The organism is Glaciecola punicea (assembly GCF_001756615.1).
In the GTDB taxonomy this organism is placed as follows: Bacteria; Pseudomonadota; Gammaproteobacteria; order Enterobacterales; family Alteromonadaceae; genus Glaciecola; species Glaciecola punicea.
Genome location: NZ_LZXY01000006.1, coordinates 102,178 through 116,058, shown reverse-complemented (window position 1 = coordinate 116,058; position 13,881 = coordinate 102,178). Strand labels below are relative to the sequence as shown.

Below are 13,881 nucleotides of genomic sequence, written 5' to 3'. Positions count from 1 at the left end.
AGCGTTAAAAAACTAAGGTAGCCACCTAATACTATGTCATCAATTAACACGCCACAAACTGAAACCCAAGCAAACGCAAATACCTCAACGCAAGCATTAGGTGCTATCCAACAAAATATTCAACAAGGTAACTTTGCTCAAGCAGAATTAGACGCTAAGGCCTTATTAGCCAAAAGCACTGATCAAGAAACACGCACAATGTGCTGGTATTTGCTAGCCGTTGGCTACCGTTTACAACAAAGCCATGAAAGCGCCATTGAAGCACTTAACACGCTGCTGGTCATTACCCCTGAGCATTCTAGGGCGTTTCAAGAGCTAGGTTATAACTACCGCGCACTTAAGCAAGGCAAACAAGCCAGCATTCATTTTTACAAAGCCACCAAAATTAACCCCGCGCTGTTATCGGCATGGCAGGCCTTGTTACCTATTTATCAACAGGCCAACCAAAGCAGCGCCACAAAGCTATGCCAAAGCCAAATAAAGCAGTTAAGCGCGCTGCCCAAGCCTATTTTGGCGGCCACTGACTTGCTCTACGATGGCAAAATTACTCAAGCCGACATTATGTGCCGGCAATATTTGCAAAAAAACAAACATTCTATAACAGGCTTACAACTTCTGGCCGACATTGCGCTTGCTTTAAAAGCCACATCAGAAGCGGAATTTATCTTAGAGACAGCCGTAGAATTAGCCCCCGAAAAGCCAGAGGTCAAATATCAGTTGTTTAAGATTTACAGCAAATTAGGCAAATTTGCCAAAGCCCTCGCACTTGCCAATACCCTTACCGAGCAAGACCCACAAAACACGTTTTATCAACTCGCCAAAGCAACCGCCTTAGTTGGCGTTGGCGATATAAGCGCTGCTATCACTATTTACACAGACACCGTTGCCAATGGCCACACCCAAGCCAATATATATTTGCTTCTAGGGCATGCATATAAAAACCAAGGCGACATAAAGGCCTCGGTAACCGCGTATCAACAGGCATACAGCGCAGACCCATACTGCGGAGATGCCTATTGGAGCTTGGCCAACACCAAAACTTACGCCTTTACCACCACCGAAATTGATACCATGCTAAGCGGCACCCAGCAGCAAGATATTAGCGTAAAAGACAAAATTCACCTGCATTTTGCGCTTGGCAAAGCCTATGAAGACCAAGGGGCAAACGGTTCTACTAGCGCAAACAAGTATAAAGACGCATTTACTCACTATGCCATTGGCAACAAACTTCAGCGCTCAACCCTTGCGTATTCACATGAAAGTCACAGATCGTTTGTAAAATCGCAAATAAATGCCTTCACGCCTGAATTAATCAGACAGCTCAAAGACAAAGGCCACAGTAGCGCCGCGCCTATATTTATCGTGGGCTTGCCCCGTGCAGGCTCGACCTTATTAGAACAAATACTTGCCTCGCACTCCACTGTAGACGGCACCATGGAGCTACATGAAATAATGGGCTTAGCGGCAAACTTGAGTAAGAAACAGGGCAACAAGCCCAGCTATCCCTTTAATTTAGGCAGCATTAACAACGACTATTTTGCTCGCTTTGGGGAAAAGTTCATAAACGACACCCAAGTGTATCGACAAGGCGGCACCTATTTTATTGATAAAATGCCTAACAACTACATGCACATTGGCCTGATAAAACTCATTTTGCCCAATGCCAAAATAATTGACGCAAGACGCGATCCCATGGCCTGCTGTTTTAGTGGCTTTAAACAACTATTCGGCGAAGGCCAAGAATTCAGCTATTCGTTGACCGACATTGCGTTATATTATAAAAATTATGTCACGTTAATGGACCACTGGCAGCAGCTATTCCCGGGTGAAATATTATTGGTTAATCATGAAGACATAGTGGCCAACACCGACACTCAAATACGCAGAATGCTCGACTTCTGCGGCCTAGAGTTTGAACAAGCCTGCATTGACTTCCATAAAAACAAGCGCGCGGTTAAAACGCCAAGTGCCCAGCAAGTCAGGCAACCCATCTATACCAGCGGACTTGCACAATGGAAAAACTTTGAGCCCTATTTACAAGAGCTCAAAGACGCCTTAAATAGCGATGTTGCCTAAACGCTAAACTTTTTTACATAAAACACGTAAAAAATAAAATAACAGGAAATGAACGCAAGGATTATGACACAAACCATCACCCTATCTGAAGAAGACAAGTCACGCGTCATTGAAATGGCATGGGAAGACCGCACTCCATTTGAAGCGATAGAGCGACTGTATGGTCTATCAGAGCCAGAGGTCATTTCACTTATGCGCGCTAGCATAAAACGCAAAACCTTCAACAACTGGCGGGCGCGCGTATCAGGCCGCAAAACCAAACATTTAAAACTGCGCAGCAAAGATGTTAGCCGCGGTTACTGCTCAAGCCAGTACAAGGCGGTCAGAAAGCGCTAGCGATGCTAAGTTTACTTATGAAAGGCATCTCAACAAGTATCAACAGCGCTATAATAATAGAACTCAATTTACAGGATCAGCAGAACATAAAAAGGCGATGATCGTATAATTATCACCTTTTTCCAATTAACCCCTTATACGCTTAGGCACTAAGTAAGGGTTAACTAGTCCATTTCAGACAACAGCTTAGTATCCTTCACAAAGTCTTGCCAGTCGAGCAGGAGCTCTTTCAAGTCTTGCAATCCACAGCCCACATCATCTTGCAAATCAAGCTCGGTGCCTTCGGGCAAGGGCGTATCTTCATCCCAATAGCCTAAATGACGATGCAGTTCAGCTTCGTCTTGATCAAGCACAAGGGTGTAATCGTGCCCTTTAATTTTATGTGTTTTAATGGCTTGTGTTTGCAACTGTTCGATTATCACAAGCACGTCGGCAACTGCGCTGTCATCGCCGCTAAGCTCATTGCTCAGCCAGTCACCAAAGGTGGCTGCCTCTTCTTCACATTCTGCTGTAGGCTTACCGCTTACATCTCGAAAAAATTTATAATCCACTTATCACCTCTGTTCGCTTAAAAAAACATTGCCACTGCGGTCAAATTCAGTCAAGTACACTCTTACGTCAAATTCTACTTGATGATAACTCGGCAGCATATGCTCACACAATTTATAAAACGCTTTGTTGTGCTCTTTTTCTTTTAGGTGCGCCAGCTCATGCACCACAATCATATTTAAAAAAGCGCATGGGGTTTGTTTGAATAAGCTACTGACGCGCAGCTCATTTTTGCTTTTTAATTTGGCGCCCTGCACGCGCGACACAAAGGTGTGAAGGCCTAGGGCATGGTTAACAACATGCATTTTATTGTCGTATGCTATCTTACTTAGAGGCTGCGTTTTTTTCAGGTATTTATTTTTAATTGCCATCACATAATCACGCAGCTCGGCGTCATTGCTAACCTTGTGTAAGCCGCTGTATTTATGCTGTAGCCACGTTCCTAAAGTATCATGTTCAACCAGCTTCGCGACCTGCTGCTGAACGCTTTGTGGGTAATGGCTTAAATAGGGTAGAGTCATCATTGCTTTATTCATAAACACAAAAAGGCCGTAAAATATAAGTCTAGTGTAGCCTATGCTTGAAGTAGCACAAGCGCAGTATTTAAGCTTTCTTTTCGCTTAGTTGACATTACCAGAGCGCGATATAAGTGTCGATTGTTCACGCAATCGACACAATCAGGCTGTATCAGCACAGTGCGGTCATCAAGGCCAAAGGTTCATCGCAGATTTACAAGCGTGTAGGCATCGTTTATGTTCATATTATAAACCTTATATTGGCGCTGTAATCAAATTTTACACAAGGCTTTATTTGTCTAGATATGAAAATAGACCAACCAGCAGATTAATAAAGAAACGATTATGCTATTCACATAATAAGAAAAACACTATGCCCATAAACAAAAAATCTTTAGGTAGCTTTGTAGTACGCGCCGGCCGGTCGTATTCCACAAGCATGGCTGCCCTTACTGCCAGTGTTAATTGGTATTTTAAGCTCAATTGCGACTGACGCCGGCTACTTGGTGCTTATTCCGCTGGCAGGCCTATTATACGCTGGCCTTGGCCACAATCCGCTTATTGGTATGGCAGCCGCGTTTGCAGGTGTTTCGGCAGGTTTAAGCGCGGCGGGCATTGGCACATTAGTATAAGCCACTATACATTTGTATAATTTGTGACAATACACGTGTTGTCAAGACGCATCGCATTGATGTATTGTGTGAATGGGACGTAATTTTTGTGTAACTAAAATATAGAAATCCCTTGTGTTGTGGTCACAATGTCCCAAGGTATATAAGTGAGCATTCAAAAACGTAACAGAAGCCAAAAGGAAACCCTATGAAAGTAAATGTTTCAGGTCATCACTGCGATATCACCGAGCAAGTGCAAGAAGACGTTCAAGAGAAATTCTCAAAAATAGCTAGCCATTTTCCTACTCTTATATCCATAGACATTATTGTAACCAAAGAGCACGGTGAATACAGCGCAGAAGTTGCCACAAAATATGAAGGCACCAAAATTGGTGTAACCGGCAAGCACAGCGTTATGTACCCCGCCATTACCCAAGCGAGAAAAAAATTAGATGCAGCGCTTAAGCATAGAAAGGGCCAATTAAAAGCCGACCTGCATGATAAGCCAGAAGTAACCACCCCCGAAATTGCCCACGAAATTATTCAAGGTATGGATCTTAAGTAACGGTATTTCCAACACTGTTAAACGCTAGTGTGGTAGAAAACTCAATTAGCTAAGCGCTGAGTTAGGCGTATTTAAAAGCCCTCTTTTTAAGAGGGCTTTTTGCAGTTTCTAGGTAATATTTGTCAAGTCAGCACATCCTGAAGTTTGCTGGCCGTTTGGCTAGTTTTTCATCTGCGCTATTGATTGCCCCTTGAAAAAGCATATATATTGCAGCAAGCATCGATTGAAATATGAAACTCACCAACACAAGGACGTGTCATGAAAACAACACAATATGAAGCCATGCGCCGCGCATTTTTTATGTCGCCGTTTTTCGTCTTTTTAGCATTATATATTAGCACCACGACAACACTGTGGGCATTTTCATCAGCAGCTTCACCATTAACGACTTCGCCGTCACCGTTTGCAAGACAAGTAACCACAAGCGTGCAGCTTGCGCAGGTTTATGAAAGTGAAAACATTCATGCCTATTTGGTCAGTGAAAAATACGACGGCATTCGGGCTATCTGGAAAAACAATGAGCTTCGCACACGAAACGGACACTTAATACATGCCCCAGCGTGGTTTACACAAGCCTTGCCAAATGTGTGGCTAGACGGTGAGCTTTGGTATCAGCGCGAAGAGTTTGAATTTGTGGCTTCTGCCGTGACTAAACACATTCCAATTGATGAGCAGTGGCAGTATATAAAATATATGGTGTTTGATGCGCCCAATAAGCGCGATAGTTTTCAAAAACGAGCACAGCATTATACCGATATGCTAAACGAATTGAATATTCCTCATATACAGCCTGTTAAGCAGTTCACAGTTGACAATAATCAGGCCTTAATGACTTTGTTAGCAAAATATACAAAAAACGGTAGCGAAGGCCTTATGTTGCAAAAGGCCGACGCACTATTTACCAATGGTCGTAGCGGCAATTTGCTCAAACTAAAAAAATACATGGACGCCGAGGGACTAGTGCTTGAGCACTTAAATGGTAAAGGTAAGTACACAGACAGCATGGGCGCAATGCTAATTGAACACATAAACGATAGCGGCCACACGGTGCGTTTTAAAATTGGCACTGGCTTTAGCGATGCCCAGCGCAATAAACCACCGGCAATAGGCAGCACCGTTACCTTTGCTTATCATGGCTATACCAAGCGAGGTATTCCAAGGTTCGCAAGTTTTATTAGAGTTCGAACAATGACCTATAAGCAACCATAAAAACAAAAAATGAGCCTGAATAGTTCATCGCACCGTACAAGTTTACGTTATCAAGAAATGATGACAACAAGCCTCATAAAACAAGCGGAGACAAAATGCTAAAATTATACGGATTCGACGTAAGCAACTACTACAACATGATTAAACTCGCCATGGCCTTAAAAGGCATTGAATATGAAGCGGTTCCTACTTACCCCAACCAAACACCAGAGTATTTAGCGATAGTGCCCACCGGCAAAGTGCCCGCACTGCAAACGAGCGATGGCATGCTAATAGAAACTAACGTTATTTTTGACTACTTAGAAGAAGTTTCACCCCAGATGCCCCTAATACATGGCAGCGCATATGAAAAAGCACGTATACGCGAGCTAATGAAAATGGTTGAGCTATATGTTGAATTACCGGCTAGACGCTGCCATAGCGAAGCATTTTTTGGCGGAAAAGTTGACGACATCACGAAATCAGAAGTTAAGCGCGCCTTACTAAACGGTATGCAGGCAATTTCTCGCGCCGCCTCATTCTCCCCTTATTTAGCCGGAGACAAGCTAAGCGCCGCCGATATTTTCTTTTTATATTCGCTCGATTTAGCATCAGGTGTCGCCAAAAAGCTCTACAACATAGACTTATTAGCCGAAGCACCAGGCGCCCAAGAGCTTATGAGAACGCTTAACGCCATGCCCGAAGTTAAGGCGATCGCAAAGGATAAAAGAGCCGCCGGCCCAGCTTTTAGCGCCTATGTAGCGCAGCAGATGAAAAAGTAAGAAGCACTACAACAGTCGCTTTTTAATCACTTAAATAAAGCGTAAAGTTTGCGTACTTTGTAACGCTTCTTTCACCAGGGTCCTGTTGAGAAGATTGTTCAGTGAGAAAGGTTTCCATGAGAGTATTTCCTACAGTGTACTACGGTGTACTTCGGTATATTACGGTGTATTTTCTAACTGATCTATTACGCCGCGCCTAAACTGCGGCGTAACATTAAAATACCAAGTAAGCGAGCGGTTCGTTTCAGGATTTTGCACTCTAATAGCCTGAATGGGCAAGTTATTGATATACGTAAGCGACTGCCCCACCGCGACTAATTGATGCAGTTGAATGAAGGCATAAATATCGCTCACACTGGTAATGTAAAAAGGTGACTCGGGGCTTTGTCCGCTGCCGGTGCGCCAAATAGCTTCAATAAAATTATCGAGTATTGCATTATGAAACCTGCCTAGCGCAATATTGCCCGATTCTGCGGCGCATATAGCCACGCCATAGTGCCCGGTAAGTGAGGTATAATTTGTTGCCAGCAGCTCATTGTTTATATTCAAACACTGCTGCCACTGGCCATTTTGCATATATGCTTGAGACAGCAGTTTAAAACGCTGCTCGTCATCACTTCTAGGGCGGTACAAGGACGTCAGCGGGTATAGCTGAATTATACGGTCATAATCAGCTGCGTGTGCTTGGTGGTTGTTTATTTTATCAATAATGGCGTAATAGTCGGTGTCGCTCTTGGTATAGTTAAGCACCTTAGCGTTGTCACCCGTGGCGGCGCAGCCGTATAAAAATAACAATACAGCCAGTACCCAAAGGGGTCTTATGGCGTTGAACCCTACCTGCTGCACTGACGATCCTTATTTTGTTCATCAAGCCATACTTTTAAAGATATATATTTTGCGCACAACACCGACACTTGTTCGTTGAAGTAGGTGTCTACTTTAGCAATGAAGGCTTGTTTTTGCATTTGTGCAGGGCTTCTAAAATCACTTGCGTTGAGCTCAGGGTAAGCCATAACAAACGCTTTTTCCAAGCCCGACTCCAAGGCTCTAAAAGACTCAATCACGGCCGCACGGAGTGACACTTCCGCCAGCTTCATTAAAAAGGTAACCTGCGCTTGTCTAGATTGCGCAGTAAATGTTTTCCAATCCATGTTAATACTTCCTTATTTCCTCACGCTATAGCGAATGTTGGCTACCTTCACTACCTTGGGAAATTTCCTTAATATCAAGCGCAAACTCGCCCGGTGCGCCATCAGCTAGCATAAATCCAAGCTGAGTAACGTCGGCAAAAGTGAGGGCTGGTGCGCGCGGCACTAAGCGGCCTCTGAACTGCGGGGTAAAGTCATTAGTGGTGAAACGAATCGTTTGCCATTCACCCTTTACAGTTTGAAACGGCGCCACGTAGGCTACGCCATCGATATAACGGTCAGTGCGAAGGCGAAATTGATACGTGCGACCGTCGCCTTTCACCACAATTTGCATGGGTGTGCTGGCCTGCCAGTTTATCGGCTCATCTACCCGTCTTATGGAAGCAAAACCACCGTTGTTTAGCATAGACAAGTCGCCATCAAAGCGCATGTGATCAGCGCCTAGCTTTATGCTAGCTTGAGAACGGCCGCCCATTACGGTGTCGTTTACCACTATCCAATTTTGGGCTTCAGCGGCGGTGCTGAGTTTTATTTGTGGGCTTGATGTAGAATTTGCCATCGCAGTGCCTGCTATTGTTGCTGTCATTAACACAAAGCCAAGTCTTAGTATAACTTTGATGTTATAAAATCGCTGTCTAGCACGCGACGCTATTTTGTGCTTTTCTAAAGTAGGCTTCATAATTGCTATCGCTGAGTTATATCACTCTTCTTATGTAAGTATAGGTCGCTTCGATCATAAGTGCTTAGTAAAAGACTTTATATATCTTGTCTGCTATTTTTAAATATTTGGGAAGTTGGTAAACAAGATCTTCCTTATTATTAATTGATATATGCCAATATAAGCTCGTTTAACGAAGAACTTGAAATTTAGAAAATATATATATCAACAGCTTAAAACTTTTTAAGATATACGAAGAGCTTCCCAAAGGCCTTGAAAGTGCGATCTTACTTCTGCTGTCATACTTAAAACTGACATATACATGGTTGAACATACAATAATATATACTAGACTTATACATAGGCGACACAATATGGCAACTGCTTCATTGTTTACAAATGGCAAAAGCCAAGCGGTTAGGATACCCAAGGAATTAGAATTCGAAGGGATAAACGAAGTTGAAATCACTCGAAACGGTGATTCAATCGTGTTAACGCCTAGACGCAAATCATGGTCGACTTTCTCGTTAGTTGATAAAGCTGACGATGATTTTATGGATGCGCGCACCGATGTAGTTACCGACGGTAGGGTATCATTTTGAAAAAGACATACATGTTAGATACAAATATTTGTTCTTTCATTATGCGTGAACGCCCTTTAGAGTTACTCAAAATATTGCAAAAACATGTCGAAGCCAAAGACCGGCTTGTAGTTTCTGCTATTACATATGCAGAAATGAGGTTTGGTGCTATTGGCAAAAAGTTATCCCCCAAACACAATGTCATCGTGGATGAATTTATGTCACGGATTGAAAGTGTTTTACCATGGGATAAAGAAGCGGTTGACGCCACAACAAAAATAAAAAAACACTTAAGTGACAGCGGCACTACCATCGGTGCCAATGATAACGCAATAGCAGGTCACGCGATCGCCGTAGATTGCGTATTAGTCACTAATAATACCAAAGAGTTTGCACGTGTGAAGGGTCTTAGTATTGAAGATTGGACGAAATAATCACCACCTTACTAGGGGCTACTTTTTCTTTACGACCACCGGCTTACTATTCGCTGATGTAGCCAGCTGTTGCAGCTCGTTTTTAGGCTTTGCAGCATCGGGACTACTGGCCGCTTTGGGCTGAAGCCCTGAATAGCACCAAGAAAATTAGTGTATCCATCTGTAGGAATTAAAAACTATGCATTACTGGGACCGGACCACTACTACTTGCTCAACTGATAGGGCTTTCAATAGAAAAGTGCGCTTTTTTTGCTGTTTAGCAGTAAATCTAAGGGCAGCAGTAGGCCTAGAATAAGAATGTCATTAAGTAATCGAAAACAAAATTTATGTTTTAATGCATTCAATTCTTTATTTATGCACGCTTAACTTTGCTAATGTAGCAAGCAAAACTAAAATTGTTATTAAAACATTGATGTGGAGAGTTGAATGAATCTGTGCAATCAAGTTGTTAGCGTTGGATTGAGCCGGCTGTGTGCAAGCCGGCACACTGATCCACACTTAAGTGCATCACTCACAGTAATGGGCGAATAATGACTTCCTCTAATTTTGGCCCTTTTGCGTTATCTGTATCACCCGTATTAGCGTTAATTAGCGTAATAATTGGTTTTATAGTAACGCTTATAGTGGCAAGAAAATATAAAGGCCGTGCGTCAGATGTCATGCTAACGATGCTTCTAGCGGGTTTGGTGCTTGGCAGGCTGGTATTTGTACTGCGCTTTTTTGATAGCTACAACAGCCTTTGGCACATGCTCGATATACGCGACGGCGACCTTGATTATGCAGGCGCCTTCGTTGGCTTTGCGCTTGTTTTATTTGTAAAGCTTCGCCAAGGTAAACAGCGTAGAGCGCTCCTTAGCGGGACGTTTACTATGTTAGGCACATATGCGGTATTTAGCTTGGTAATTACCTTAGCGCGTTCACATACCGTGCTGCCGCAAAGCACTTTTATGCAGCTAAATGGACAAGAGATTACAATAAGGGGGATTAGTCAGCAGCAACCAGTTGTTGTCAACTTGTGGGCGACTTCTTGTGATCCTTGCCTACAAGAAATGCCTGTGTTGATGGCAGCTGAGCAGCGCTATAACGATGTCACCTTCATATCACTAAATCAGCGCGAAGCAAGCCAGACGGTAGCACAGTTTCTGCAGCGTGAAGGCATCAATTTTCAACACGTACTCATAGATACTAAAGGCGAAATTGCCACAAACAAGGGACTTTTCAGCCTGCCAGTCACACTGTTCTTCGACGTTAACGGCAAGCTAGTCTACAGTCATACCGGACGGATCTCGCAAGCAGATTTAGAACGGGGCATTGAGGGCTACCTAAGATAATAAATACCGCGGTCGGGGTTACCCGTTAAAAAGTATTTGCACCAATTGCAAATGGGAACTTAGGCAGTTGATAAGAACGTGGGTGCAAAGCGCCTTCGGTCTTAGTGTATGTGGAAATTTTTTTTGCTCTTTTAGCTTAACATTTTAGTGTGCTGCTTTGGTTTAACGATGAGCTTGTCAATCGCAGTATAAGTGCTGTGCGTAGCTTTGCTTTGCCGAATCGAGTATAACGTTCAAAATTTAATAAGCTCACCGGCACGTGCTGCCTATAACTACTGTCGTTTTCGCCTTCGTTAATTTGAGTAGCGTCTTTAAAGTCAATGTCAGGGTCGTGAATGTACATAAAGTCCTCATCTATATGCGTAACTGCGACCCAATGCGGGCCTTTGAAACCGTCGAACTGATAGCTACTCAACAAGCACATTACGCTAGCACCGGTGTTAAGTGCATCGGCTATATCGTTGGTGGTGTAATCTTTGTAGTTAACCTTCACACCAGCTCGCTGCGCTTTATCGACAAAATCGTGCTCTACCTGTGCAATAACATCTTTTTTATGCGCTTGGCGCACACCAGCTAAGAACAAAGGTACCTCTTGATTTATAAACACTTCGCTGCTAAAGCCATTATTAACCCCGGCTATAGCTAGGCCTAAAGGGTGGCAACCGCCGTGCCCAGAGGTCATAAATATGGTGGTCGCGGTTCTCCATATGTCAAGCTCTGCATTTTGCGCTAAGGCAATATTATTGTCGAGTTTCGCCATCGCCATTAACAACGATGCTGGCCCGCAGGTAAACTCTGTCGATTGTGCATAGTAAGGGTAGGCTGCCAAACGTGCGCTTTGCTGACCTTGCATAATAGGTTTTTGCATACGCACTGCGTTTGAGTCGTCTTCGTAATAATGCGGATAATAGCCGAATTTTTTATAATCCATAGACGCATACAGTGAAATCGCGGCGGCGTTTTTTTCAGATACTTCTAAACGTAAATAAGCACGTTTGTGTTCGATGCAGGCTTCTTCTAAAAGACGCATTAGTGCCCCAGCAATGCCTTTACCCCGGTGCGCACTTAATAAGGCTAGCGAATAAAGTCGCGCTAGGCTAGTGCCTTTACGCAAAATAACTAATCCATAGCCAACAATAGTGTCGTTTATGGTTGCCAGCAGTAGCACTTTATTTTGCGCTTTTATCCAGTATTTAAACTGCCGCCTAGACAGGCGGTCGGTCTGAAAACAAGTGTTTTCAAGCTCTGTTAGCGCGTTGACGTCGACCATGGTCGCCTGCCTAAAAGCAGCTTCTATGCGCGTTACGCCAACTCTATTTGACGACATTACTTACGCCCTCTGGCTTCTAAACGATTCACAAATTCTTGCATAATCTCCATGTACAGCTCTTTGCCGGCGTACTTGTCTTCAACCTCGGTATCGATATTGGGGTTGTCATTTACTTCAATAACATAGGCTTTACCGTTGGCTTCTTTAATGTCAACGCCATATAAGCCATTGCCAATAAAGCGGCAGGCTTTTATGGCGCTGCTGAGTACATTTTTAGGCACTTCAAAGGTGGGTAAGGTTTGCGCCATACCAGGTTCACTGTTGTTTGCATGGTTGTATATTTGCCAGTGGTTAGGCGCCATAAAATAGCGGCAGGCAAAAATAGGCTTGTTATTCAACACGCCAATGCGCCAGTCGTATTCAGTGAATAAATATTCTTGCACCAGCACTAGCGCTGACACTTTTATCATTTCTTTTAATTTTTCAAGCAGCGCGGCTTCGTCTTTGACCTTATATACGCCCAGTGAAAAGGCGCTTTCAGGCAGTTTCAAAATCATCGGGAAACCGAAGGTATCGGCTAAATCTGTTAAGGTTTCTGGCGTGTAGTTAGTCACAAAGCGCGTTTTGGGTGACGGTATTTTATGGTAACTAAAGGCATCATGCAAAAACACTTTATTGCAGCAGCGAAGTATTGAACTAGGGTCATCTATTACCACAATACCTTCTTTTTCAGCGGCTCTTGCTAATTCGTAAGTGTGACTTTTGATGGAGGTTGTTTCGCGAATAAACAGCGCGTCGAAACGGGCAACAAAGCTGCGATAATCAATGCAGTTGTCGTATTCTACTAATTCCGCTTTAATGCCAAGCTGCGATGCCGCCTTTACAAAAAGCTTTAAGGCTTTGCTATCACTTGGCGGTGTCTCTTCTTTTGAATTTACCAGAATAGCCATATCCCAGCGGTGCTTTTTGGTTTTAGTGCGGCTTCGCCAAACTTGCTGTGTAAACTTCTCAAGCTGCGTATGAAAATCGCTAAATTGGTCTTCAGTCAAGCTAGTGATAGATTTCTTTTTAAGAAATGCACGCCAAAGATCACCACTTTTACTAAAGCGAGCAGTTAACAAGGGCAGTCGGCACTGCATAAATAAATAATTCGCCAAGCGGGTAAAGCTCACTGAAGCGGTATTGCCACAGTATATTGGCAGTTCAAATGTTTCAGCACTAGAGCCTGTCCCGTTTAGCTCAGCATTTAAGGCTTTATTAAAATGGCTGGGCAAAATTAACTGCATTTCGCCGCCGTTTTGAAGCTGTGAGCCAATATCGACAATAGTGCTGACACTGGGTAACACTTCATGCTGGCGCGCCTGAGCCAGCAATGAACAGTAATATCCCTCACTGAGATACTGCTCTGTATCGCACAAGTTTATGACTCTCGTCTTTTGCTCATTCGCCTTCGGGTACTGCGCTAAATACTCTGCAAAACTCAATACTTGTGCTTGCACACCAGAAATTTGCTGACCGTAGTCACTGACTATTAATGTGATAGACATTTTTGTTCCGAGCGTTCCTAATGTGAGAGTAAATATAATAAGCGGATATGCTGCTTAATCAACAAATTTTACTAAACAATATGTACAGTATTGCTGCATTGTCTTACCCATTTATATAGGTCGCTGGCGCTATTTATATAGGTCGCTGGCGCTGCATTTGTTGTAGCGTGCATGGTGTGCTTAGGTAGAAAATTGGGCATTGTGTGAAGCCGCGAATATAGAGGATGTAACAGATGTTAGCAAGAGAAACTAATTTAACCAGGCCTCTCTAGTTTCTTAGTTTCTGTGACC

The 13,881-nt window shown here is 43.4% G+C and carries 16 protein-coding genes; 9 read left to right on the top strand and 7 right to left on the bottom strand.

The genetic code is table 11. From position 1 onward, the window contains the following. Window positions 1–33 precede the first annotated feature (33 nt). Both BAE46_RS09055 and BAE46_RS09050 read left to right on the top strand, forming a co-directional pair. On the top strand, window positions 34–2,076 hold the full coding sequence (locus BAE46_RS09055) for a tetratricopeptide repeat-containing sulfotransferase family protein (protein ID WP_070112423.1): 2,043 nt from the start codon (window positions 34–36) through the stop codon (window positions 2,074–2,076). A 63-nt stretch (window positions 2,077–2,139) separates the two neighbouring features. Beyond that, window positions 2,140–2,412, top strand: a complete 273-nt coding sequence (locus BAE46_RS09050; RefSeq protein WP_006006867.1) for a TIGR03643 family protein — start codon at window positions 2,140–2,142, stop codon at window positions 2,410–2,412. 164 nt (window positions 2,413–2,576) lie between these two features. Here BAE46_RS09050 and BAE46_RS09045 read toward each other — a convergent pair whose 3' ends face one another. Both BAE46_RS09045 and BAE46_RS09040 read right to left on the bottom strand, forming a co-directional pair. Continuing rightward, the gene (locus BAE46_RS09045) at window positions 2,577–2,963 is read right to left on the bottom strand and encodes a YacL family protein (RefSeq protein WP_006006865.1); all 387 of its coding nucleotides are present in this window, start codon (window positions 2,961–2,963) and stop codon (window positions 2,577–2,579) included. 3 nt (window positions 2,964–2,966) lie between these two features. Then, window positions 2,967–3,485, bottom strand: coding sequence for a YgjP-like metallopeptidase domain-containing protein (locus BAE46_RS09040; protein ID WP_040521043.1), 519 nt, complete (start codon window positions 3,483–3,485; stop codon window positions 2,967–2,969). A gap of 419 nt (window positions 3,486–3,904) precedes the next feature. Here BAE46_RS09040 and BAE46_RS14345 point away from each other — a divergent pair, with 419 nt between their 5' ends. The 4 genes from BAE46_RS14345 (at window position 3,905) to BAE46_RS09025 (ending at window position 6,622) form a co-directional block, all read left to right on the top strand. Next, the gene (locus BAE46_RS14345; protein WP_425307103.1) at window positions 3,905–4,108 is read left to right on the top strand and encodes an AbgT family transporter; all 204 of its coding nucleotides are present in this window, start codon (window positions 3,905–3,907) and stop codon (window positions 4,106–4,108) included. Window positions 4,109–4,295: 187 nt separating this feature from the next. Next, window positions 4,296–4,652, top strand: a complete 357-nt coding sequence (hpf, locus tag BAE46_RS09035) for a ribosome hibernation-promoting factor, HPF/YfiA family (RefSeq protein WP_006006857.1) — start codon at window positions 4,296–4,298, stop codon at window positions 4,650–4,652. Window positions 4,653–4,910: 258 nt separating this feature from the next. After that, the gene (locus BAE46_RS09030; RefSeq protein ID WP_006006856.1) at window positions 4,911–5,861 is read left to right on the top strand and encodes a DNA ligase; all 951 of its coding nucleotides are present in this window, start codon (window positions 4,911–4,913) and stop codon (window positions 5,859–5,861) included. A 95-nt stretch (window positions 5,862–5,956) separates the two neighbouring features. After that, window positions 5,957–6,622 (top strand): glutathione S-transferase family protein, encoded by a 666-nt coding sequence (locus BAE46_RS09025; RefSeq protein WP_040521006.1) that lies wholly within the window; start codon window positions 5,957–5,959, stop codon window positions 6,620–6,622. 159 nt (window positions 6,623–6,781) lie between these two features. Here the strand turns inward: BAE46_RS09025 and BAE46_RS09020 are convergent, their stop codons facing one another. The 3 genes from BAE46_RS09020 to BAE46_RS09010 are packed head-to-tail and all read right to left on the bottom strand — an operon-like array spanning window position 6,782 to window position 8,449. Next, window positions 6,782–7,468, bottom strand: coding sequence for a DUF4919 domain-containing protein (locus BAE46_RS09020; RefSeq protein WP_006006852.1), 687 nt, complete (start codon window positions 7,466–7,468; stop codon window positions 6,782–6,784). Continuing rightward, a complete protein-coding gene (locus tag BAE46_RS09015; protein WP_006006850.1) occupies window positions 7,456–7,773 on the bottom strand; it encodes a hypothetical protein in 318 nt (105 codons plus the stop codon). The genes BAE46_RS09020 and BAE46_RS09015 overlap by 13 nt, the downstream gene beginning before the upstream one ends. A gap of 25 nt (window positions 7,774–7,798) precedes the next feature. Next, complete coding sequence (locus tag BAE46_RS09010; protein ID WP_006006848.1) at window positions 7,799–8,449, bottom strand: CIA30 family protein; 651 nt, start codon at window positions 8,447–8,449, stop codon at window positions 7,799–7,801. Between the two features lie 352 nt (window positions 8,450–8,801). On the opposite strand from BAE46_RS09010, the gene vapB reads away from it, so the two are divergent. The 3 genes from vapB (at window position 8,802) to BAE46_RS08995 (ending at window position 10,773) form a co-directional block, all read left to right on the top strand. Further along, entirely contained in the window at window positions 8,802–9,029 is a 228-nt protein-coding gene (gene vapB / locus BAE46_RS09005; protein WP_070112421.1) for a type II toxin-antitoxin system VapB family antitoxin, read from the top strand. Between the two features lie 11 nt (window positions 9,030–9,040). Beyond that, window positions 9,041–9,442 carry a type II toxin-antitoxin system VapC family toxin gene (locus BAE46_RS09000; protein WP_006006843.1) on the top strand — a complete coding sequence of 134 codons (402 nt, stop codon included), beginning with the start codon at window positions 9,041–9,043 and terminating at the stop codon, window positions 9,440–9,442. A gap of 530 nt (window positions 9,443–9,972) precedes the next feature. Beyond that, the gene (locus BAE46_RS08995) at window positions 9,973–10,773 is read left to right on the top strand and encodes a TlpA family protein disulfide reductase (RefSeq protein WP_070112419.1); all 801 of its coding nucleotides are present in this window, start codon (window positions 9,973–9,975) and stop codon (window positions 10,771–10,773) included. Between the two features lie 136 nt (window positions 10,774–10,909). Here BAE46_RS08995 and BAE46_RS08990 read toward each other — a convergent pair whose 3' ends face one another. Both BAE46_RS08990 and BAE46_RS08985 read right to left on the bottom strand, forming a co-directional pair. Beyond that, window positions 10,910–12,100 (bottom strand): GNAT family N-acetyltransferase/peptidase C39 family protein, encoded by a 1,191-nt coding sequence (locus BAE46_RS08990; protein ID WP_070112417.1) that lies wholly within the window; start codon window positions 12,098–12,100, stop codon window positions 10,910–10,912. Continuing rightward, complete coding sequence (locus BAE46_RS08985; protein WP_070112415.1) at window positions 12,100–13,590, bottom strand: RimK family protein; 1,491 nt, start codon at window positions 13,588–13,590, stop codon at window positions 12,100–12,102. The genes BAE46_RS08990 and BAE46_RS08985 overlap by 1 nt, the downstream gene beginning before the upstream one ends. Window positions 13,591–13,881: the final 291 nt, after the last annotated feature.